Here is a 20,206-nt window from a genome sequence, read left to right on the forward strand (position 1 = left end):
TCTGATGAAAGAGGACGAGCGGGTCCGGGAGGCCGGTCATGAGCGAGCTGGAGAAGCTACAGACGGAGCGGGACGCCCGCGACGGGCGGTCCACCAGATACAGCGAGGCCGTCGATCGCTATCTGGGCGTGGGTAGCTATCGATCGGAGGAACCGATGCGGCCGGTGGTTGCATCGGCGCGGACCGGGCTGGTGCTGGCCGGGGTGGACGACACACCGACCAGCTACATTGCCCTGGACCATGCGGCCATCGAAGCCGAGCTGCGCGGCTGGGGTCTGCGGATCCTGCACGCGCAGCACTCCGGCAGCCTCCACCAGCCCACCCGAGAGGACGGCGCTCGCCTGCTCGAGCGGTTGATCGACCGGGTACACGCGAGCGCGCCGACGGTCGCGGTGACCAGTCGCCTGGTCGTCGGCTCGGCAGCCACGCATCTGCTGGTCGCCGCGCGGGACGCCGGGCTGGTGGTGGTGGGACACCGGCACGGTCCGGCCAGTACCGTCTTCGGCGTCAGCGTGGCCGACCGGGTGGCCACCGACCACAACGGCCCGGTGCTGGTCGTGCGTGTCCCCGGTTGGCCGCCGGGACCGGGTTTCGGCCGGCGGCCGATCGTGGCCGGCGTCGACGGCCCGGAGGATCCGGCCGGCGAGTTCGCCCGGCGCGAGGCCCGCCTGCGGGGCAGTGATCTCGTCTTGCTGTACCCGGACCGGAGCCCGAGGATGCCCCGCACGAAGGTCGTGGACGGCGTCACCACGCACTCGCGATTCGTCACCGAGACCGCGGCCGAGGCGTTGCTCGACGTCTCCGATCAGGCCGCCGCGCTGGTGGTACCCCGCCGGAGCCCGGCCGTCCGGCCGCTGCTGCAGCGGGCGCGCTGCCCCGTCTTCCTGATCGGCTGACGGATATGATCGGCCCGACCGAGGAGTCGCTGACACGCAGCGCCGTCGCGATCGCGCGCCGGCGGCCCTGCGTCGGACTGGCGCTGGCCGTGGTCCGCCCGGCCGGGCCGATCGCGTTCGGCTTGCACGGGCTGGGCGGCATCGCGACGCGGGCGCCGGTCACGCCGGAGACGGTCTTCCGGATCGGCTCCATCACCAAGACCATGACCGCGATCGCGGTCCTGCAGCTACGTGACCGCGGGCTGATCGACCTGGACGCCCCGGCCCAGGCCTACCTGCGGGCATACCGACTCGGTCCCGGGCGTCCCGGCTTCCGGCCGGCCACGGTGCGGCACCTGCTGACCCACACCGCGGGCATCGGCGAGGTGCGCCGGCCGTCCGGCCTGCTGCGGTTGCGGGACCTCGGGGAGACCGTGCGCCACGGCGCGCCGGTGCCCGGCCCGGCCGAGTACTACCGGGGTCATCTGCGGATCCACGCCGACCCGGGCACCCGTTTCATGTACACCAACCATGGCTTCGTCACGCTGGGCCAGATTGTCGCCGACGTGACCGGTGTGACGCTGGACCGGTATCTGCGGGAGAACGTCTTCGAGCCGCTGGGGATGCGGCACACCGACCTGGAGCGCTCGGACCGGGTGCGCGGGGAGCGGGCCATCGGCTACGAGCTGCGGCGGCGCGGCGCCACGATGGTCGCGGACTACGACGTGATCACCGCGGCCGCCGGTGGCGTGTGGTCCACGGCGGCCGACGTCGCGCGGTACGCCTCGGCCCTGCTCGGCGGTGGCCGCAACGAGCACGGATCGATCCTGCCCTCGGCCACCGTGGCCGAGATGTTCGCCCCGCACTACCAGCCGGACCCGCGCGTCCCCGGTATCGGCCTGGCGTTCTTCCGGGCCGATCTGGGCAGCTTGCTCGCCGTCGAGCACGACGGTGTCCTGCCCGGCTTCGACGCGCACCTGCTCCTGGTGCCCGCGGCCGGCGCGGCCGTGGTGGCCCTGGCCAACGGCGCCCGCCGCGGCCTGCACTGGCTCGGCCCGGAAGTGGCCGGCCTGATCCGGAACCTGCTGGACCTGCCGGATCCGGCCGCCCGGCACGACGCCCCGCACCATCCGGAGGTGTGGGCCGATCTGTGCGGCCGCTACCGGCTGTCGGCCTACGCGACCGATCCGGCGCGCTTGTTCCTCGGCGCCGGGGCTGAGGTGCTGGTGCGGCGCGGGCAGCTGGTGATCCGCTTCCTGAGCCCGGTGCCCATGCTGCTGCGCGGGATGCCGCTGCGGCCCGACGATCCCGGCGACCCCTTCGTGTTCCGGGCCGATCTGCCGTTCGGCGGGGGCCGAGTCGTGTTCTCCGGTGAGCCCGGGTCACCGGCGCGCGCCGTCCATCTCGACCTCGGACCGCTGCGACTCGCCCGAAGCCGGTGAACGGTCCGTCCGGGTCGTCGCGGCCAGGGCAGCCACCACGTCGGCCGGGGAGCCGGCCCCGTTCCACACGGCGCGCTGCCGGTCGGCGCCGGTCCCCCGGGCCCGCGCCAGGGTCAGCAGATGCTCCACCGAGCGATCGTCGCCGGCGGCGGCCAGCGCTCCGCCGGTGTGGTCGACGAGCCGGTCCAGCAGAGCGCCGCCGGCCGGTCATGGCGGATTCCTCCGGGCCCTTGCGGCACGGGCTCTCCGGGCCGCCTCGCGAACCCCAGCCCACAGTTCGTCGTCGGTCATGACGAGGTACACCAGCGGGCAGTCCTGCGGGCCGGTGGCGCCCATCTCGCACAGTGTGCAGGGCTCACCGGGCCGTACGGGGCAGCGAGCGTCCGGCTTCATGCCCTTGTGCCCTCCGGGGTGAGAATCGGCGATCGGGCGGCGCAGAGATCGGCGACGCGGCCCCGGGCCGTCCGCAGGCGGCGCTGGGCCACGGCGAGGATCCGGTTGGTGAACGCCAGGCCGAACATCGGGTCCTCGGCGATCAGCTCACGAACCGCGCCGGCCCGCAGCTCGATCGTGTGACAGTCCTCGACGACGAAAGCGCCGACGGTGGAGCGGAACGGCGGGACGAGGCAGGACCATCCGACGACGTCGCCGCCGCCGATGCGCTCGATCGGCACGTCGCCGCCGGGCACGTGGAAGTCGAGCTGCACGAGGCCGGCCGAGATCAGCCACAGCTGGTCGCCGGGATGGCCCTCGCGCAACAGCCGGGTCGAGGCGGGCCACCGGGCGGGTGTGCCGCACGCGGCCAGCCGGTGCAGCCACCGGGCGGGAAAGTCGGCGATCAGCGGGTGCAGGGCGAGGTTGTCGAAGACTGTCAACGAGGTTGTCACTGTCGGCTCCTTTCCGGGCTTGCCCCCACTGTGGTCCGCGTGCTCCGGGGTCGGCAGGGCCGGAAGTCCGGTGGTGCCCGAACAAGCGGCCCTACCGGTCCGGCGGCTGCCGGCGGTATGCCTGAGAGGACGAGGGAGGCGCGCCGTGACTGTCATCTGGCTGATCGTCTGGCTCATCAACGGGACACCGGATGTCGTTTCGTGGGGTCCGTGGAACGGCTGGGGGGTCGCGTTGTTCGTATGCCTGGCCGTGGATCTGATCGGGGCAATCGGCCGGTCGAGCCGGCCGCGCCGGACGTCGTGAGCCTCACCAGAGGCCGCGCCGGCGGACCACGAGAAGGCCGAGTAGCGCCCAGGCGCCCAGGACGGCCAGATGCCACCAGGCCAGGCCCGAACCACCGCCGCCGGGCTCGGTGGCGGTCAGCAGCGCCTGCAGCAGGTGGCGCAGGGGAAACACCCCGGCCACCGTCGTGAGCGGGGACGGCAGCGGCTGATCGCCCACCACGAAGATCTCCGAGACGAAGCAGAGCGGCAGCAGGGTGCCGAGCGTGATCGCGACGAGTGAGCGGGCCGAGCGCAGCACGGCGGCGATCGCCAGACCGAGCGAGGCGAAGCACAGCGCGCCCGCGATGATGGTCAGGATCACGGCTGGCAGGTGCTGGGGCGGGAACCGCACGCCGAGGAAGCCGAGGCCCGCGGCCGCGAGCAACGAGGCGGCCAGCAGGGCGACGAGCACCGCGGCGCCGATCCGCCCGGCAACGTACCAGCGCAGCGGCAGGGGCGTGCCCCGCAACCGCTTGATCACGCCGGCCGAGCGCGCGCTCACCACCGCCTCGGGAAGGTCCACGTAGGCCGACACGGCGGCCGTGTAGGCCAGCATGCCGGCGAACAGATACTGGGCCATCGACAGGCCGTGCACCCGCGTATCGCCGAACACCGTGGGAAACAGCACCAGCAACAGCGCCGGGAAGACGACAGCGAAGAACACGGCGAGCGGATCGCGGGCCAGCCCCGTCACGGCGTACCGGATCTGCCCCGGCAGAAGCGCGGCCGACGCCGGGCGCCGGCTCACGACCGGAGGCGAGAGGCGATTCCCGGCCCTGGTGGGTGGCTCGGCGGCTGGGCGGGGCCGGGTGTCGCCGCGGGGCTCCCAGCCGAACCGGCGCTGGGCGACCACGGCGCCGGCCAGCGTCCACGCCGCCAGGACGATCAGGTGGCCCGGCGAGAAGCCGTACCCGCCGGTGGGGTCGAACGTTTCCGCCATGGCCTGGGCGAAGTGCTTGAGGGGCAGGGCCGAGCCGATCGCCGAGAGCCAGCGGGGCAGATCGGCTCCGACGATGAACACGTCGGAGACGAACGCCAACGGGATCAGCACACCCTGGGCCAGCGCCTGGGCGGCCCGGGCGGTGCGCACGAGCGCGGCCAGAGCCAGCCCCAGGCAGGCGCAGCAGGCTGTTCCGAGCAGCAGCGTGGCCAGCATCGCCGGCATCTTGCGCCAGATGACGTCCACGTCGTAGGCGGTCACGCCGACGGCCGCGAGCAGGGCCACGGTCACGCCGGAGACGATCACCGACGCGGCGACGCGGGCCCCCAGGACGGTCCACGTGGGAACCGGGGCGGCCCGCCGGCGCAGCAGCACACCGTTCTCCCGCAGCACCGCGGTGTCGGCCGCCAGCAGGGTGAACGAGGCCTGAGCGACGCCGAAGACCGCGAACGGGGGAACCAGGAACTGCGCCACCGGGACACCGGAGCCGGTCAGCTCGCCGCCCACGAGCGACGACACGATGACGAGGAAAGTCAACGGGAAGGCCACCGTGAAGAACGCGGCGACCGGGTTGCGCAGGAAGGCGCGGACGGCGTGGACGGTCAGTTGCGGCAGGGCCCTGATCCGGGTCGCGGGCGACGGCGGGCGCACCCGCTGGGCGACGTCAACGGTCATCGTCCTGATCCTCGGTCAGGCTCAGGTAGACGTCCTCCAGCGTCGGCGGCGTCACGGAGAGGTCCTCGAGCGGGAACCACCGCGCGGTGGCCCAGGCGGTCAGGTGCCAGGTGTCGGCGACCGGGTCGTGGGTGTCCAGCCGCACGGCACCGTCGGTCAGACGGGGCGCGGCGCTGAGCGACGGCAGATCCGACAGGGCGCCCCCGGGCATCCGGAAGCTGATCACGGTCGGCAGGGTGCTCGCGGCCCGCAGCTCGCCGGGCGTGCCCACGGCCAGCAGGCGGCCCTCGCGCAGCACGCCCACCCGGTCGGCGAGCCGTTGCGCCTCCTCCAGGTAGTGCGTGGTCAGCAGGATGGTGGTGCCGAGCTCGTGCAGGCTCGCGACCAGATCCCAGGCGTGATGCCGGGCCGCCGGGTCGAAGCCGGTCGTCGGCTCGTCGAGGAAGAGCAGATCGGGCGCGCCGGCCAGGCCGAGGGCCAGGTCGAGCCGGCGGCGCTGCCCGCCGGAAAGACCTTTGACCCGGGTGGTCCGCTTGCCGGCGAGCCCGACCAGGTCGATCAGCTCGTCCGGGTCGTGCCGGCGTGGGTAGAGGCTCGTCTGCAGGCGCACCAGCTCCCGGACGGTGAACTCCTCCTCGAAGCCGGCGGACTGCAGCACGACGCCGATCCGGGCCCGATAGGCCGGATCGGCGGCGGCCGGGTCGAAGCCCAGCACCTCGACCGTGCCGGCGTCGCGTCGCCGGTAGCCCTCGAGAATCTCGACGGCCGTGGTCTTGCCGGCCCCGTTCGGTCCGAGCAGAGCGAACACCTCGCCCCGGCCGACCGAGAAGGTGATCCCGTCGACCGCCCGCACGCTGCCGTAGGAGCGCGCGAGACCGCGTACCGCGATGGCCGTCATGACTTCAGCGTCGGGCCCGGCACCGGTCCGCCGCCAGCGACCGAGGTCCCTCGTCGAGGGACGAACGGCCCTGGCCGCGGGGGCGACCCGGCCGTCTGATGGTGAGAAGGGAGGAGAGGGCCATGCTCGTTCTGGTGACGTACGGAACCACGGGCGGCGGCACCGGCGAGATCGCCGAGTGGATCGCCGACGAACTGCGGGCGGCCGGGCTTCCGGTGCGTCTCGCGCCGGCCGGCGAGGTCGGCGAGGTCGGGGAGTACGACGCGGTCGTTCTCGGCTCCGGCCTGTACGCGCACGGATGGCACCGCGACGCCCGGCGCTTCGTGCACCGGTTCGCCGGCCGGTTCGCCACCCGTCCGGTGTGGCTGTTCAGCAGCGGGCCGCTCGACAGCTCGGCCGACACGCAGGAGCTGCCGCCGGTGCCGCACGCGGCCGCCGCGCTGCGGAAGCTGCCGGCCCGGCAGCACGTGACCTTCGGCGGCCGGATGACCACTCAGGCGCACGGCTGGCTGGGCCTGATCGGGCGGCGGCTCGAGCGTGAAGGGCACGGCGGCGACTTCCGCAACCCGGAGCGGGTCCGGGTCTGGGCGCGCGGCCTGGCCACCGAAATCCTGGCCGGCAGCGACGCCTCCGGCCGGTCCTGAGGACGGGTCGTTCGCCTCTGACCGCCGCGGCCGCGGCGAGGTCCGATGGAGGAGAACGGGAACACCGGCGAAGGAGGAGGAGATGAGTGCACTGTTGCCGCGCCTGCTGGGCGACATGACGGACTGGTTCGAGGTCGACTTCCCGCGTCCGCTGCCCGCCATCCGGTTCGAGGACAGGCTCAGCGAGGACGAGTACGTGCTGCGCGCCGAGCTGCCCGGGATCGACCCGGAGAAGGACATCGAGATCACCGCGGTGAACAAGGTCCTGACAGTGCGCGCCGAGCGCCGCGAGGAGGAGCAGAACCGGCACCGCAGCGAGTTCCGCTACGGCTCGCTGCAGCGTTCCGTGCGCCTGCCCGAGCACGCCGACGAGGACGCGATCAAGGCCACGTACCGCAAGGGAATCCTCGAAATCACGGTGCCGCTGACCGCGCCTCAGCCGAGCGGCCGGCAGATCGCTGTCACCCGCGAGGAGTGACGAGCTGATCCACCCCACGACGGCGGCCCCAGCCGGGGCCGCCGTCAGGCCCGTCAGGCGTAGGCGTGCAGAGCGGCCAGAATCGAGGCCAGGCCCTCTTTGGCGTCCGCGAAGAGCATCGTCGTCCGCGGATCGGTGTAGAGCTCGTTGTCGATGCCCGCGTAGCCGTGCCCGAGCGACCTCTTGATCACGACGACCGACCGCGCCTTGTCCACGTCGAGAATCGGCATGCCGGAGACCGGGTTGCCGGGACGGCGCGCCGCCGGATTGGTCACGTCGTTGGCCCCGACGACCAGCGCGACGTCGGCCCGGGCCAGGTCGGCGTCGCCCTCCTCGAGGTCGCGCAGCTGCTCGTACGGCGCGTTGGCCTCGGCCAGGAGCACGTTCATGTGCCCGGGCATCCGGCCGGCGACCGGGTGGATGGCGTAGCTGATCCGCACGCCACGCTGGGAAAGCGCCTCGGCCAGCGCGACCGCCTCGTGTTGCGCCTGGGCGGCGGCCAGCCCGTAGCCGGGCACGATCACGACCTGCTCCGCGTAGGCGAGCTGCAGGGCGACATCGTCCGCGGTCGTCTCCCGCACCGGGGCCGAGCCGGGCCCGGCCGCGGCCGCGATCGCGTCACCGGTGCCGTAGCCACCCGCGATGATCGCGCCGATGGACCGGTTCATCGCGTCGGCCATGAGTGAGGTCAGGATGGCGCCGGCCGCGCCGACCAGCCCGCCCGCGATGATCAGTGGGGTGCTGGCGAGGACGAAGCCGGCCATCGCCACGGCAGTGCCGGTGAATGCGTTGAGCAGCGAGATCACCACCGGCATGTCGGCGCCGCCGATGGGTAGCGTGAGCAGGATCCCGGCCGCCAGCGCGCAGCCGGCGAGACCGTACAGCGCGGCCACCGGGGCGTCGAAGCCGATGACGAGCACGCCGAGACCGGCCGCGATCACACCGAGCGCGGCCGCGGCCGGCCGGCCGAAGGGAACGATGATCGGCTGGCCGGCGATCTTTCCGGCGAGCTTGCCCGAGGCGACCAGCGAGCCGCTGAACGTCACGGCTCCGATGAGCACGTCCAGGACGCCGGCGACCGCCGCGCGGGTGCCGTCCGGCGGGTCACCGAGCGCGATGAGCGCGGCCGCCCCGCCACCGACCGCGTTGAAGACGCTGACGAGCTGTGGCATGGCGGTCATCCGGACCCGGCGGGCGGCGACCGTGCCGGCCACCCCGCCGGCCAGGGCGCCGGCGACGAGCGTGGTCACGGCGCCCACGCCGGCGTCGCCTTCGTGGACGAGCACCGCCGCGGTGACCAGGACGGCGACGGCCATGCCCAGGCCCGAGATCCGGTTGCCGCGCCGGGCGGTGGCCGGCGCGTTCATCAGATGCAGGCCGGCGACGAAGCCGACGGCGCAGGCCAGGTAGATCAGGTGCACGGCGGTGTCGAAGACGCTCATGACCGGCTCCGGAACATCGCCAACATCCGGTCGGTGACCACATAGCCGCCGGTCACGTTCATCGCGGCGCAGAACGCGGCCCCGGCCAGCACCACCTGGCCGGGCCCGGTGGACACCACGGCCGCCAGCAGCATGACGCCGATGATCACCACCCCGTGGATGGCGTTCGCGCCGGACATCAGCGGCGTGTGCAGGGTCGCCGGCACCTTGCTGATGACCTCGAAGCCGACCAGCAGGGCCAGGACGAAAACGGTCAGGTCGGCGACAAGCAGCGGATTCACGGCCGGGTTCCTTCCTCGGCGGGTAGCAGCAGGGCCCGGGTGATCTCGTCCTCCGGGTCGAGGACCACATCGCCGTGTGGCATCAGGTGGGTGAGAAGGGCCAGCAGGTTCCGGGCGTACGCCGTGGACGCCGCCACCGGCACGGTCGCCGCCAGATCGGGGGCGCCGATGACCAGGACGTCGCCGGCGCGGATGCGGTTGCCCGGCTCGGATCCCTCGACATTGCCCCCGATGTCGCCGGCCGCGATGTCGAGCACGACCGAGCCCGGTCGCATGGCGGCGAGCGCTTCGGCAGTGACCAGCCGTGGCGGTGTGCGCCCCGGGACCTGGGCCGTCGTGATGACCACGTCGAAGCCGGGGACGGCCTCAGTCAGCCCGCGCAGCTGGGCCCGGGTCTCGTCGTCGGTGAGGCTACGTGCGTAGCCGCCGTCCGCCTCGGCGCCCGCGGTGGCCAGGTCCAGCACGGCGGCGCCGGTGGACGCGATCTCGGCCCGGGCCGCCTCGCGGACGTCGTAGCCGGTGACCTGCGCGCCCAGCCGGCGTGCGGTGGCGATGGCCTGCAACCCGGCGACGCCGGCGCCGAGCACGAGAACCCGGGCCGGCCGCGTCGTGCCGGCCGCGGTCATCAGCATCGGGAAGAAGCCGGGGTACGCCTCGGCGGCGATCAGCGCGGCCTTGTAGCCGGCGACGTTCGCCTGCGAGGTGAGCGCGTCCATGGCCTGGGCCCGGCTCAGCGTGCGGGGGAGCCGGTCCAGGCTGACCGCGGTGACGCCGCCGGCCGGCCGGTCCGGTCCGGGGCCGAGCAGCCCGATGAGCACCTGGCCGGGTCGCGCGGCGGCCACGTCGTCCGGGCAGCGTACGGACAGGAGCACGTCGCTGTCGGCGTAGACCTGCTCGCGCGTGGTCACCACGGCGCCGGCGTAAGCCTCGTCGCCGAAGCTCGACGAGCGTCCCGCACTGGCTTCCACCTGTACCTTCAGGCCGCGGTCGGACAGCCGGCGCGCCGCGTCGGGGGTGAGCGCCACCCGGCGCTCGCCGCGCGCGGTCTCCCGGAGCACGCCGATGGTGGTCATCTCTCCCCCTGGGGCCGGGCGTCGGCCGGGAATCGCTCCGGGCCGCGGGTGGCCATCTCCTCGTAGGTGTCCCAGCGCTGGTCGACGGCCTCCTGTGCGAGGGCGGCGAGCCGGGCCGCCTCGGCCGGATCGGTGTCGCGCAGCCGGCGGAATCTCAGCTCCCTGTCGGTGTAGTCGGACAGGGGGGTGCGGGGGCGCGGCGAGTCGAGCAGGAACGGGTTGCGCCCGGCCGTGCGCAGCACCGGGTCGTAGCGCATCAGCGGCCAGTAGCCGGACCGCACGGCCCGGCGCTGCTGGCCGAGACCGTCGCGCATGTCGATGCCGTGGGCGATGCAGTGCGCGTACGCGATGACCAGCGACGGCCCGTCGTACGTCTCCGCCTCGCGCAGCGCCCGCAGCGTCTGCTCCGGGTCGGCGCCCATGGCCACCCGGGCCACATAGACGTTGCCGTAGGCGATGGCCTGCAGGGCGAGGTCCTTCTTGGGGGTGGTCTTGCCGGCCGCGGCGAACCGGGCGACGGCCGACAGCGGGGTGGCCTTCGACATCTGCCCGCCGGTGTTGGAGTAGACCTCGGTGTCGAGCACGAGCACGTTGACGTCCCGTCCGCCGGCGAGCACGTGGTCGAGCCCGGCCGAGCCGATGTCGTAGGCCCAGCCGTCCCCGCCGACGATCCAGACGCTGCGCCGCACCAGGTGGTCCAGCACGCTGCGCAGGTCGGCGACGGCCGGGTCGTCCGGCGGCAGCAGGTCCAGCCGGTGGCTGAGCTCGGTCAGGCGTTCGCGCTGGGCGGCGAACTCCGACTCGCGTCGCTGCGGTGCGGTCAGCACGGCGTCGACCAGGTCCGGCCCGAGCCGGTCGCGCAACTGGCCGAGACGGTCGGCGGCCAGCCGGTGGTGCAGGTCGGCGGCGAGCCGGAAGCCCAGGCCGAATTCGGCGTCGTCCTCGAACAGCGAGTTCGACCAGGCCGGCCCGCGCCCCTGCGGATTGCGGGTCCACGGCGTGGTCGGCAGATTGCCGCCGTAGATCGACGAGCATCCGGTCGCGTTCGCGACCATGAGGCGGTCCCCGAACAACTGCGACAGCAGCTTGAGGTATGGGGTCTCGCCGCACCCGGCGCAGGCGAGGGAGAACTCGAACAGCGGCTGCAGGAACTGCGCGCCGCGGACCGTGCCGAAGTCCACCCGCGACCGGTCGGCGTGCGGCAAAGTCTCGAAGAAGGCGATGTCGGACCGCCCCGCCTCGAGCCGCGGCTCCCGGGGCTCGAGGTTGATCGCCTTGTGCTCCGGGGTGCCGATCGGGCACGCCTCGACGCAAAGCGCGCATCCGGTGCAGTCCTCCAGGTAGACCTGCAGCGTGAACCCGGTCTCGGGCAGCCCGCGCGCGTTCAGCGGCGCGGACGGGAAGCCATCCGGGGCACCGGCGAGCTCCTTGAGGTCGTAGAACTTCGACCGGATCACGCTGTGCGGGCAGACGAACGAGCACGTGCCGCACTGGATGCAGGTCTGCGGGTCCCAGACGGCCACGAGGTCGGTGATGTTGCGCTTCTCGTAGGCGGTTGTGCCGCCGGGATAGGTGCCGTCCGCCGGCAGGGCGCTGACCGGCAGCCGGTCGCCCTGCCCGGCCAGCATCGCGCCGGTCACCTCGCGGACGAACGGCGGCGCGCCGGGCGGTACGGGTGGGGGACGGTGACGGGTGGCGGTGACCCGACCGGGTGCGGCGATGCGGTGCAGAGCGACCAGGGTGGCGTCGACGGCCGCGTGGTTGCGCGCGACGACGTCGGGCCCGCGCCGGGCGTACGTCCGGGTGATCGCGTCTTTGATCCTGGCGATGGCCTCGTCGCGGGGCAGCACGCCGGAGATGGCGAAGAAGCAGGTCTGCAGAATCGTGTTGGTGCGCCCGGGCAGCCCGTGTTCGGCCGCGATGCGGTCGGCGTCGATGGCCCAGACGGTCAGGCCGCGATCGAGGATCTGGTTCTGGACCTCGCGTGACAGCTCGTCCCACACCTGCTGCGGGTCCGGTGCATTCAGCAGGAGGGTGCCGTGGCGGGCGGCGTGGCCGAGCACGTCCACCCGGTCCAGCAAGGCGAGGTGGTGGCAGCCGATGAAGCCGGCCTCGGCGATGAGGTAGGGGGCGCGGATCGGGTCGGGCCCGAACCGCAGATGTGACACCGTCATCGACCCCGACTTCTTGGAGTCCAGGACGAAGTAGCCCTGCGCGTGCATCCGGGGATCGGCCCCCAGGATCTTGATGGTGTTCTTGTTCGCGCCGACCGTGCCGTCCGAGCCGAGCCCGTAGAACAGCGCCCGCACGGCGCCCGGCGGCTCGATGTCCAGCTCACCGTAGGGCAGGCTGAGACCGGTGACGTCGTCGGTGATCCCGACGGTGAACCGCGGGCGGGGGTGTGCACGGGCCAGTTCGGCGAAGACACCGGCGACCATCCCCGGGGTGAACTCCTTCGAGCCCAGACCGTAACGGCCGCCGATCACGGTCGGCATCGCGTCGCGGCGGTGCTCGGCCAGCGCGGCGACCACGTCGAGGAAGAGCGGCTCGCCCAGGGAGCCGGGCTCTTTTGTCCGGTCCAGCACCGCTATGCGGGTGGCGGTGGCGGGGATGGCCGCCGCCACCTCGGCCGCCGGGAACGGCCGGAACAGCCGGACCCGCAGCACGCCGACGCGGTCGCCGGCCGCGGTCAGGGCGGCCACCGTCTCCTGGGCCGTCTGCGCGCCCGAGCCCATCAGGACGACGACCCGGTCGGCGTCGGGCGCCCCGGTGTACTCGACGATGCGGTACCGGCGGCCGGTGCGGCGGCCGAGGGCTTGCATCGCGTCGTCCACCGCCCCGGGCACCCGGGCGTAGAACGGGTTGACCGTCTCCCGGCCCTGGAAGTAGACGTCCGGGTTCTGCGCCGTGCCGCGGATCACCGGGTGCTCGGGGGAGAGCGACCGGGCCCGGTGCTCGCGGACCAGCCCCGGAGGGATCAGCGCGCGCAGATCGTCATCGGTGAGCGTCTCGATGGTGTTGATCTCGTGCGACGTGCGGAAGCCGTCGAAGAAGTGCACGAACGGCACCCTGGTCCGCAGCGAGGCCGCCTGCGCGACGAGGGCGAGGTCGTGCGCCTCCTGGACCGAGGCCGAGGCGAGCAAGGCGAAGCCCGTGGCGCGCGTGGCCATCACGTCGGAGTGGTCGCCGAAGATGGACAGGCCCTGTGCGGCGAGTGAGCGGGCGGCCACGTGCAGCACGGCCGGGGTGAGCTCGCCGGCGATCTTGTACATGTTGGGGATCATCAGCAGCAGACCCTGCGAGGCGGTGAACGTCGTGCTCAGCGCCCCGCTCTGCAGGGCTCCGTGGAGAGCGCCGGCGGCCCCGCCCTCGCTCTGCATCTCGACCACGGTGGGCACTGAGCCCCAAATGTTGGTTCTTCCGGCGGCTGACCACTCGTCGGCCAGCTCGGCCATCGCCGAGGACGGGGTGATCGGGTAGATGCAGCAGACCTCGTTGAGCCGGTAGGCCACCGAGACGCAGGCCTCGTTGCCGTCGATCGTCGCGCGGGTCATGGTGTCGCCTCGGGAATCATCGTGATGGGGTGCACCGGGCACTGGTCGAAGCAGGTGCCGCAGCCGGTGCAGCGCGTGTAATCGAACCGGTAGCGATCACCCGGGCCGATCTTGATGACGGCGTCCTCGGGGCAGGAGCCCAGGCAGCTGTCGCATTCGAAGCAGGTGCCGCAGGACAGGCAGCGGGCCGCCTCGTAGCCGGCCGCGTCGGCGCCGAGACCACTGACCACCTCGGTGAAGTCGGCCAGACGCCGGCCGGGGTCGCGCTCGGTCTGCCGTCGTCGTCCCGCGTCGGTGAAGTACCACGGGTGCAGCCCGCCGAAGTCGGCGATCGGCGGCGGCGCCGGCTCGGTGGGGCTCAGGCCCCGCAGGTACGCGTCGATGTGCCGGGCGGCCGTGCGGCCGTGGCCGACGGCGACCGTCACCGTTCGTTCGGCCGGGACCATGTCGCCGCCCGCGAACACCCCCGCACAGCCGGTCATGAGCTGCGCCGAGACCACGACGGTTCCGTCCGGCGTGAACGCGATGCCCGGTACGCCGCGCAGGAAGGCGGTGTCGGCCCGCTGCCCGAGTGCCAACACGACGGTGTCCGCGGTGAGCGTCTCGGTGCGCCCGGTCGGCACCGGCCGTCCCTCGGCGTCGATCTCCATGACCTCGACGGTGAGGTTCGGCCCGTCGAACGCCTGGATGGTGCGCAGCCAGTTGATCCGGACGCCCTCTCGCTCGGCCTCGTCCGCCTCCTCCGGGTGGGCGGGCATTTGTGCGCGGGTACGCCGGTAAACCACTAGAGCTTCTTCGGCGCCGAGGCGGCGGGCCACACGGGCGGCGTCCATCGCGGTGTTGCCGCCGCCGTAGACGGCCACCCGGCGGCCGATGGTGGGCCGTTCCCCGGCGGCCACGCTGTGCAGCAACCCGACCGCGTCGACGATCCGCCCGGCTTCCCGCGCCGGGATGTCAACGCGCTTGGACAGATGGGCGCCCACGGCGACGAAGACGGCGTCGAAGCGACCGTCGCGCCGCTCGGCGACCAGGTCGCGGACCGGATGGTCACCGACGATCTCGACGCCGAGCGCGGCGATCCGGGCGATCTCGGCCGCCAGCACGTCACGGGGCAACCGGTAGGCCGGAATCCCGTAGCGCATCATGCCGCCGGGCTCCGGCTCGGCGTCGTGCACGACGACGTGATGCCCCAGCCGGGCCAGGTGGTAGGCGGCGGACAGCCCGCTGGGCCCGGCGCCGACCACGAGCACCCGCCGGCCGCTGGACGCGGGCGGCGGGTCGAAGCGCCAGCCGCGCTCGAGGGCGAGGTCGCCCAGGAACCGCTCGACCGCGTGGATCGACACCGGGCTGTCCAGCTCGGCGCGGTTGCAGACGCTCTCGCACGGGTGATAGCAGACCCGGCCGTGCACGGCCGGCAACGGGTTGGCCGCCACCAGCGACCGCCAGGCGCTTTCGTGGTCACCGGCGTGGGTCAGCGCCAGCCACTGCTGGATGTTCTCGCCGGCCGGGCAGCCCGCGTTGCAGGGCGGCAACAGGTCGAGGTAGACCGGGCGGTGCGTCCGGGCCGGCCCGCCCCGCGCCTGATCCAGGCGCAGGTCGGGCGGGGCCGTCAGGTCGTCGTGGGACTGGTTCATGACATGTCCCGTCAGGGTGTCGGGTACTTGGCCAGGATCTGGCGCAGCCGGTCGACGAAGCGCAACGACTCCTCGTGGTCGCGCTGCCAGACGTTGCGGCCGAAGATCAGGCCGGTGGCGCCGGCCGACATCGACTCCTGAGCCTTCTCGAACATCACCTCGTCGCTCGCCCGTCCGCCGCCGGAGACGAGGACCATGGTGCGGTTGGCCGCGCGGACCACCTCGTCGATCGCTTCCTGGCTGCTGAACTCCGTGGCGTACGCCTCGGGCACGTCGGTGTGCTTCTCGGGGTGCGGGAAATTGACCTTGACGACGTCGGCGCCGAGCTCGCTGGCCACCCGGGCGGCATAGTGCACGGCGTAGAAGGAGTCCTTGCCGCCCTTGCGCTCGATGGCCTCACCCCGCGGGTAGGCCCACACGATCAGCGGCATGCCGAATCGTTGCGCCTCCTGGCGGACGGCCCGGTACTGGGCGAAGTCGTCGTCCTGGGCGGGTGATCCCACGTACAGGGTGTAGCCGACCGCGTCGGCGCCCAGCCGGACGGCGTCCTCGACCGAGGCGTGCAGCGGCGACAGCGCGCTGCGGTCGCTGGGGATGTCGGTCTTGCCGTTCAGTTTGAGAATCAGCGGGACCTCGCCGGCATAGTCCCAGTAGAACTTCTCGGCCAGCCCGACCTGGATCGCGATGCCGTTGAACCCGCCCTCGAGGGCGAGCCGGACGATGTATTTCGGGTCGGCGGCGATCGGGTCGGGGAAGAAGTCGCGAGGGCCGTGTTCGAGGCCCTGGTCGTACGGGAGGAACAGGGCCGTGCCGTTGCCCAGCCCGTGCTTGTACAGGATCCGGTGCAGCCGGGCCTTCTTGCCGGCGCTCAGGCCACACTGGGCGAGCCGTAGCCGATTGCTCATGGCGCTCTCCTTTGCCTCGTTCTTCACGGTGCGCCCGGCGCCGCCCGGCGGTCAGAGGCGCAGGACCCGCCGTACGGGGCCGGTCGGCAGGCGCAGGGCCAGTCCGGGCACGACCGCGACGGCCGCGCAGGCCAGCAGCTCGAGGGGGGAGAGCGTCTCGGTGCCGAGCAGCGTTTGCAGCGGCGCGACCAGCACCCCGGCGACTTGGAGGAGTGCCGAGAGGGCGACGGCCGCGAGCAGCGACCAGTTGCGCGGGGTGCCCGGCGCCGCTTTGGCGCGGACGGCCAGGGCCACCCCGAGCTGGGCGAGACCGAGCACGACGAACATGACGGACTGCCAGGGGCGCCCGTTGTGGTGGGCGACGAGGCCGGCGGTCAGAACGACGGTGGCCACACAGATCCCACCGGCGAGCACGCTCGCCAGCAGGCCGTCGCCGAGCACGGATTCGCGTGGCGATCGGGGCCGGCGGTCCAGGACACCGGCCTCGGCCGGTTCCGCGCCCAGGGCGACGCCCGGCACGCCGTGCGTGAGCAGGTTGACCCAGAGCAACTGGGCCGGCAGCAGCGCCAGCGGCATGCCCAGCAGCGGACCGGCCAGCATGACCAGCAACTCGGCGATGCCTCCGGACAGGCCGTAACGCAGGAAACGGCGGATATTGTCGTAGATGCGGCGGCCTTCACCGATGGCGGTGGCCACCGTGGCCAGGTTGTCGTCGACCAGCACGAGCTCGGCCGCCTGCCGGGCGACCTCGGTGCCGCTGCCCATGGCGACGCCGATGTCGGCCCGGCGTAACGCGGGCGCGTCGTTGACGCCGTCGCCGGTCATCGCCACCACCTCGCCCTGCTGCTGCAGGGCGGCGATGATGTCGAGCTTCTCGGCCGGCTGGACGCGGGCGTGGACCCGAGCCTCACCGTCGCCCGACCCGCCTTCGGCGACGCGGTCGCCCGGGCCGATAATTCCGAGTTGAGTGCCGATGGCGGCGGCTGTCGCGGGATGGTCCCCGGTGATCAGCAGCAGCCGTACGCCGGAACGGGCGAACGCGGCGGCGGTGTCCCGGGCGCCGGCGCGCAGCGGGTCGCCGATGCCGACCAGCCCGGCCGGCCGCAGTGGCGGCAAGACGGCCGGGTCCGCGGTGAACCCGGTGGCGACGGCGAGGACCCGCAGCCCCTGGGCGGCCAGCTCGGCGGCCGCGCCGGCGTCGCTCGGCACCCCCTCGGGCGCGCCCTTGCAGACGACCAGAAAATCGCCGCCGGGCCGGCGGTGCACGGTCGTCATCCGCCGCGCCGCCTGGTCGAACGGATGCTCCGCCACCCGGGGCGCGGCCGCACGCTCGGCCGCGGCGTCGAGGCCACAGCGGGCCGCGAAGGCCAGCAGCGCCGCCTCCATCGGGTCGCCGGCCGCGGTCCACTCCGGCCGGTCCGCTGTGGGCGCGACGAGGCTGGCGTCGTTGCAGAGCAGGCCCGCGCGGGCGAGTAGAAGAAGCTCCTCACCCGAAGCGGCGGTGTCCTCCGCGGCGCTGATCTCACCGGCCGGGTCGTAACCCGCGCCGCGAACGGCGTACCGGGTTCCACCGGCGGTGACCGCCCGCTGCACCGACATGCGGTTCTGGGTGAGAGTGCCTGTTTTGTCGGAGGCGACCACGGTCACCGAGCCGAGCGTCTCGACGGCGTGCAGGCGGCGCGGGATGGCCCGGGTCCGGGCCATCCGCCGGGCACCGAGCGCGAGAGCGAGCGTGACCACCGCCGGCAGGCTCTCCGGCACCGCCGCCACGACCAGGCTGACCGCGGTGATGGCCATCCGCGCCAGCGGCTGCCCGCCGAGGACGCCCAGGGCGAACACGATAGCGGAGACGGCGACCGCCGTGACGCCGAGGACCCGGCCCAACGTCGCGATCCGCCGCTGCAACGGCGTCGGCCCGGGCCGCGTCCGGGCCACGAGCGCGGAGATCCGGCCGAGCGTGCTCGCGGGGCCGACGCGGATCACCGTGCCGGCCGCCCGCCCGGTGGCCAGCACGGTGCCGGCGGCTGCCTCTCCGCCGGAGGCGCGATGCACGAGGACGGATTCGCCGGTCACGGCCGATTCGTCGAAGCCGGCCCGCTCGGCCTCGCCGAGTCGCAGGTCAGCCGGGACCACGTCGCCGGCCTCGAGGCGGACGAAGTCGTCCCGGACCAGCTCGGCGGCCGGCACGATGCGGTCCTGGCCGTCGCGCACGACGCGGGCGGTGGGCGCGGCCAGGCGGTCCAGCGCGGCGATGGCCGCGTCGGCCCGGACCTGCTGGACCACGCCGATGACCGTGTTGACGGTGACGACCAGGAGGATCACCGCGGTGTCCGGCAGGTCGCCGAGCAGCGTGGTGACGATCGCCGCGGCGAGCAGCAGCGCGACCAGCGGGTCGGCGAGCTGATGGACGATCCGGCCGAACAGCCGGCGTGGCGGGAGCGCCTCGACCACGTTGGGCCCGTCGGCGGCCAGCCGCGCGGCAGCCTCGGCCGCAGTCAATCCGGTCGTGGTGACAACGGTGCTCACAGCGGATCTCCTTCGCGCTGGTCCGCCGGTACGACGGCGACCGGGCAGGGCGCCCGGGTGGCGACAGCGAGGGGGACGTCGCCGGTGCGAGCCCGGCCGACGACGCCGCGGCGCATGTCCCCGAGGACGAGCAATGCGGCGCCGTAGCCGGCCCGGTCCAGCCCCTCGATCACCGAACCGTGCAGGACCGCCCGCCGCACGGGCAGGCCAGGATGTCTGAGCGCCAACGGCTCCGTCTCGGCGGCCAGCAACTCCAGCGCGGCCGGCTCGATCGCGAAGTGCGCCGACAAGGTCACGTCGTCGTTGAAGTAGTCGTCCCGGCTCGCCGGCGAGACGTGGGCGGCGGCCAGGGGCAGGTCGTGCTCGCCGGCGAACGCGAAGCCGAAGTCCAGCGCCGCCCGGCTCGCCGCGGTGCCGTCCACGCCTACCACCACGTGTCCGGCCAGCGCGGCGCCCCGCGACTCCCGGGTCTCCGACCGGGCCACCACGATCGGGCAACAGGCGTGCCGCACCACCCGGCGCACGGTCCGGCCGCCCGTGCCCTCGCCGATCACCAGCAGCCGTACGCCGGTGGAAGCGGCGGCGAGCCGCGCCGCCGGCTCGCCGCGCGGAGCGAGCAGCGCGACGCGGTGCCCGCCGAGGCGCGACCGGGCCCGGACGACAGCGCGGGCCAACGGTGGATCGACCAGCTCGAGCTCGGCCGGGCCGAGTTCGCCGGCGAGCGGGTCCAGCGGTGACCCCGGCGGGCGGACGTACAGCAGCAGCACCAGCCGCGCGCTGTTCCGCTCGGCTTCGTTGACGGCCCAGGTCAGCGCCCGCCATCCGCTGTTCCCGCCGATCCCGGCCGCGATCGAGCGACCCATGGGTCACCTACTTCGTGAGGGTGATGAGGTCACGCAGGTCGTGGTGGGGCGTGGCCGGCGCCGGCTCGCGGCCGGCGGGGTAGCCGAGCCGGACGATCAGGTAGGGCACGCCGCTGTCGCTGATCAGCTGACGCGGCCAGGCCACTTCGGCGGCGTCGCTCAACGAAGTGGCGGACAGGCCGTCGGCGGCGGCGAGCAGCAGCAGCGCGGACAGGGATTCCCCGGCCCGCAGCAGGTCGCCCGGCCGGGCGCCGCGGCCGAAGAGGACGACCGAGACGGCGCCTTGTTCGTCGGTGCGGACGGTGTGCAGGCCGGCACCCTCGCTTTCGGCGAAGCGGCGCAGCTTGGTCAGCTCGAACTCGGTGACCGGCCGATTCCCGATCCCGCGCCGTTGCGCGCGCCGGCGTGCGATAGCGCCGGCCATCCGGACCGCCTCGGGGTCCGGCGGGACCGGCTTTCCGAGGTGGAGCCGGGCCAGCAGCTCGGGCCGCGCCGGGTCGGGCAGCCGCTCGACTGTCACGGCCCAGCCCGCCGCGGCCAGATAGGTGCGGGCGTGGTGCAGCGCCGTGCCGCAGCCGAGCAGCAGCAGGCGGCCGTCAGAGTCGACATTGTCGATCCGGCGCTCGAAATCGGCGAACAGCTCCATGCTGGTGCCGGTGATCCGCCAGCTCCACGGCTGGCAATTGAAGATCGACGGCGCGTTCTGGGCCGCGCGGGCGGCCTGCTCGAGCGGTGTCATAGCGGCGAACCTCCGTTGTCCGGTCT

19 protein-coding genes are annotated in these 20,206 nt (G+C 73.4%); 5 read left to right on the plus strand and 14 right to left on the minus strand.

The features are described 5' to 3' along the window. Positions 1-38 precede the first annotated feature (38 nt). Together AB0J66_RS02770 and AB0J66_RS02775 are read left to right on the plus strand one after the other, a co-directional pair. Entirely contained in the window at positions 39-896 is an 858-nt protein-coding gene (locus tag AB0J66_RS02770) for a universal stress protein (protein WP_364655093.1), read from the plus strand. Between the two features lie 5 nt (positions 897-901). Beyond that, positions 902-2,317 carry a serine hydrolase domain-containing protein gene (locus tag AB0J66_RS02775; protein ID WP_364655094.1) on the plus strand — a complete coding sequence of 472 codons (1,416 nt, stop codon included), beginning with the start codon at positions 902-904 and terminating at the stop codon, positions 2,315-2,317. Here the strand turns inward: AB0J66_RS02775 and AB0J66_RS02780 are convergent. From AB0J66_RS02780 to AB0J66_RS02790, 3 genes are all read right to left on the minus strand, one after another. After that, positions 2,258-2,446, minus strand: a complete 189-nt coding sequence (locus AB0J66_RS02780; protein ID WP_364655096.1) for a hypothetical protein — start codon at positions 2,444-2,446, stop codon at positions 2,258-2,260. The genes AB0J66_RS02775 and AB0J66_RS02780 overlap by 60 nt on opposite strands. Positions 2,447-2,524: 78 nt before the next feature. Beyond that, a complete protein-coding gene (locus AB0J66_RS02785; RefSeq protein WP_364655097.1) occupies positions 2,525-2,710 on the minus strand; it encodes a DUF6767 domain-containing protein in 186 nt (61 codons plus the stop codon). Further along, the gene (locus AB0J66_RS02790; protein WP_364655099.1) at positions 2,707-3,204 is read right to left on the minus strand and encodes a Crp/Fnr family transcriptional regulator; all 498 of its coding nucleotides are present in this window, start codon (positions 3,202-3,204) and stop codon (positions 2,707-2,709) included. Before AB0J66_RS02790 ends, AB0J66_RS02785 begins: the two co-directional genes overlap by 4 nt. A 145-nt stretch (positions 3,205-3,349) precedes the next feature. On the opposite strand from AB0J66_RS02790, the gene AB0J66_RS02795 reads away from it, so the two are divergent. After that, positions 3,350-3,508 carry a hypothetical protein gene (locus tag AB0J66_RS02795; protein ID WP_364655101.1) on the plus strand — a complete coding sequence of 53 codons (159 nt, stop codon included), beginning with the start codon at positions 3,350-3,352 and terminating at the stop codon, positions 3,506-3,508. A gap of 3 nt (positions 3,509-3,511) precedes the next feature. On the opposite strand, the gene AB0J66_RS02800 is transcribed toward AB0J66_RS02795, so the two are convergent. Together AB0J66_RS02800 and AB0J66_RS02805 are read right to left on the minus strand one after the other, a co-directional pair. After that, positions 3,512-5,143 (minus strand): ABC transporter permease, encoded by a 1,632-nt coding sequence (locus AB0J66_RS02800; protein WP_364655103.1) that lies wholly within the window; start codon positions 5,141-5,143, stop codon positions 3,512-3,514. Beyond that, positions 5,133-6,041 (minus strand): ABC transporter ATP-binding protein, encoded by a 909-nt coding sequence (locus AB0J66_RS02805; RefSeq protein WP_364655105.1) that lies wholly within the window; start codon positions 6,039-6,041, stop codon positions 5,133-5,135. The genes AB0J66_RS02800 and AB0J66_RS02805 overlap by 11 nt, the downstream gene beginning before the upstream one ends. A gap of 122 nt (positions 6,042-6,163) precedes the next feature. Between AB0J66_RS02805 and AB0J66_RS02810 the strand changes: the two genes are divergently transcribed. Both AB0J66_RS02810 and AB0J66_RS02815 read left to right on the plus strand, forming a co-directional pair. Further along, positions 6,164-6,685 (plus strand): flavodoxin domain-containing protein, encoded by a 522-nt coding sequence (locus tag AB0J66_RS02810; protein WP_364655107.1) that lies wholly within the window; start codon positions 6,164-6,166, stop codon positions 6,683-6,685. An 82-nt stretch (positions 6,686-6,767) separates the two neighbouring features. Further along, positions 6,768-7,163 carry an Hsp20/alpha crystallin family protein gene (locus AB0J66_RS02815; protein WP_364655108.1) on the plus strand — a complete coding sequence of 132 codons (396 nt, stop codon included), beginning with the start codon at positions 6,768-6,770 and terminating at the stop codon, positions 7,161-7,163. Between the two features lie 53 nt (positions 7,164-7,216). On the opposite strand, the gene AB0J66_RS02820 is transcribed toward AB0J66_RS02815, so the two are convergent. From AB0J66_RS02820 to AB0J66_RS02860, 9 genes are read right to left on the minus strand one after another with little or no spacing between them, the layout of a single operon-like run. Then, on the minus strand, positions 7,217-8,605 hold the full coding sequence (locus AB0J66_RS02820) for an NAD(P)(+) transhydrogenase (Re/Si-specific) subunit beta (RefSeq protein ID WP_364655110.1): 1,389 nt from the start codon (positions 8,603-8,605) through the stop codon (positions 7,217-7,219). Next, positions 8,602-8,886 (minus strand): NAD(P) transhydrogenase subunit alpha, encoded by a 285-nt coding sequence (locus tag AB0J66_RS02825; RefSeq protein ID WP_364655112.1) that lies wholly within the window; start codon positions 8,884-8,886, stop codon positions 8,602-8,604. Before AB0J66_RS02825 ends, AB0J66_RS02820 begins: the two co-directional genes overlap by 4 nt. Beyond that, entirely contained in the window at positions 8,883-9,959 is a 1,077-nt protein-coding gene (locus tag AB0J66_RS02830) for an NAD(P) transhydrogenase subunit alpha (protein ID WP_364655113.1), read from the minus strand. Before AB0J66_RS02830 ends, AB0J66_RS02825 begins: the two co-directional genes overlap by 4 nt. Continuing rightward, the gene (nifJ, locus tag AB0J66_RS02835; RefSeq protein ID WP_364655115.1) at positions 9,956-13,513 is read right to left on the minus strand and encodes a pyruvate:ferredoxin (flavodoxin) oxidoreductase; all 3,558 of its coding nucleotides are present in this window, start codon (positions 13,511-13,513) and stop codon (positions 9,956-9,958) included. The genes AB0J66_RS02830 and nifJ overlap by 4 nt, the downstream gene beginning before the upstream one ends. Then, positions 13,510-15,147: an NAD(P)-binding protein gene (locus tag AB0J66_RS02840; RefSeq protein ID WP_364655116.1), complete on the minus strand. Its 1,638-nt coding sequence runs from the start codon at positions 15,145-15,147 to the stop codon at positions 13,510-13,512. Before AB0J66_RS02840 ends, nifJ begins: the two co-directional genes overlap by 4 nt. Positions 15,148-15,158: 11 nt before the next feature. Continuing rightward, complete coding sequence (locus AB0J66_RS02845; RefSeq protein ID WP_364655118.1) at positions 15,159-16,052, minus strand: fructose-bisphosphate aldolase; 894 nt, start codon at positions 16,050-16,052, stop codon at positions 15,159-15,161. Positions 16,053-16,103: 51 nt separating this feature from the next. Continuing rightward, positions 16,104-18,578, minus strand: coding sequence for a cation-transporting P-type ATPase (locus AB0J66_RS02850; protein ID WP_364655119.1), 2,475 nt, complete (start codon positions 18,576-18,578; stop codon positions 16,104-16,106). Beyond that, positions 18,575-19,441, minus strand: coding sequence for a universal stress protein (locus tag AB0J66_RS02855; protein WP_364655121.1), 867 nt, complete (start codon positions 19,439-19,441; stop codon positions 18,575-18,577). Before AB0J66_RS02855 ends, AB0J66_RS02850 begins: the two co-directional genes overlap by 4 nt. A gap of 7 nt (positions 19,442-19,448) precedes the next feature. Further along, complete coding sequence (locus tag AB0J66_RS02860; RefSeq protein ID WP_364655123.1) at positions 19,449-20,180, minus strand: nitroreductase; 732 nt, start codon at positions 20,178-20,180, stop codon at positions 19,449-19,451. Positions 20,181-20,206: the final 26 nt, after the last annotated feature.

Source organism: Actinoplanes sp. NPDC049598 (assembly GCF_040675435.1).
Lineage (GTDB): Bacteria > Actinomycetota > Actinomycetes > Mycobacteriales > Micromonosporaceae > Actinoplanes.

What these genes read in the sequence shown, in the direction of transcription:
- AB0J66_RS02800 (WP_364655103.1), bottom strand. Translation starts at nt 5,143, where the DNA reads ATGACCGTTGACGTCGCCCAGCGGGTGCGCCCGCCGTCGCCCGCGACC.
- AB0J66_RS02855 (WP_364655121.1), bottom strand. Translation starts at nt 19,441, where the DNA reads ATGGGTCGCTCGATCGCGGCCGGGATCGGCGGGAACAGCGGATGGCGG.
- AB0J66_RS02860 (WP_364655123.1), bottom strand. Translation starts at nt 20,180, where the DNA reads ATGACACCGCTCGAGCAGGCCGCCCGCGCGGCCCAGAACGCGCCGTCG.
- AB0J66_RS02805 (WP_364655105.1), bottom strand. Translation starts at nt 6,041, where the DNA reads ATGACGGCCATCGCGGTACGCGGTCTCGCGCGCTCCTACGGCAGCGTG.
- AB0J66_RS02775 (WP_364655094.1), top strand. Translation starts at nt 902, where the DNA reads ATGATCGGCCCGACCGAGGAGTCGCTGACACGCAGCGCCGTCGCGATC.
- AB0J66_RS02810 (WP_364655107.1), top strand. Translation starts at nt 6,164, where the DNA reads ATGCTCGTTCTGGTGACGTACGGAACCACGGGCGGCGGCACCGGCGAG.
- AB0J66_RS02840 (WP_364655116.1), bottom strand. Translation starts at nt 15,147, where the DNA reads ATGAACCAGTCCCACGACGACCTGACGGCCCCGCCCGACCTGCGCCTG.
- AB0J66_RS02770 (WP_364655093.1), top strand. Translation starts at nt 39, where the DNA reads ATGAGCGAGCTGGAGAAGCTACAGACGGAGCGGGACGCCCGCGACGGG.
- nifJ (WP_364655115.1), bottom strand. Translation starts at nt 13,513, where the DNA reads ATGACCCGCGCGACGATCGACGGCAACGAGGCCTGCGTCTCGGTGGCC.
- AB0J66_RS02845 (WP_364655118.1), bottom strand. Translation starts at nt 16,052, where the DNA reads ATGAGCAATCGGCTACGGCTCGCCCAGTGTGGCCTGAGCGCCGGCAAG.
- AB0J66_RS02830 (WP_364655113.1), bottom strand. Translation starts at nt 9,959, where the DNA reads ATGACCACCATCGGCGTGCTCCGGGAGACCGCGCGCGGCGAGCGCCGG.
- AB0J66_RS02820 (WP_364655110.1), bottom strand. Translation starts at nt 8,605, where the DNA reads ATGAGCGTCTTCGACACCGCCGTGCACCTGATCTACCTGGCCTGCGCC.
- AB0J66_RS02785 (WP_364655097.1), bottom strand. Translation starts at nt 2,710, where the DNA reads ATGAAGCCGGACGCTCGCTGCCCCGTACGGCCCGGTGAGCCCTGCACA.
- AB0J66_RS02815 (WP_364655108.1), top strand. Translation starts at nt 6,768, where the DNA reads ATGAGTGCACTGTTGCCGCGCCTGCTGGGCGACATGACGGACTGGTTC.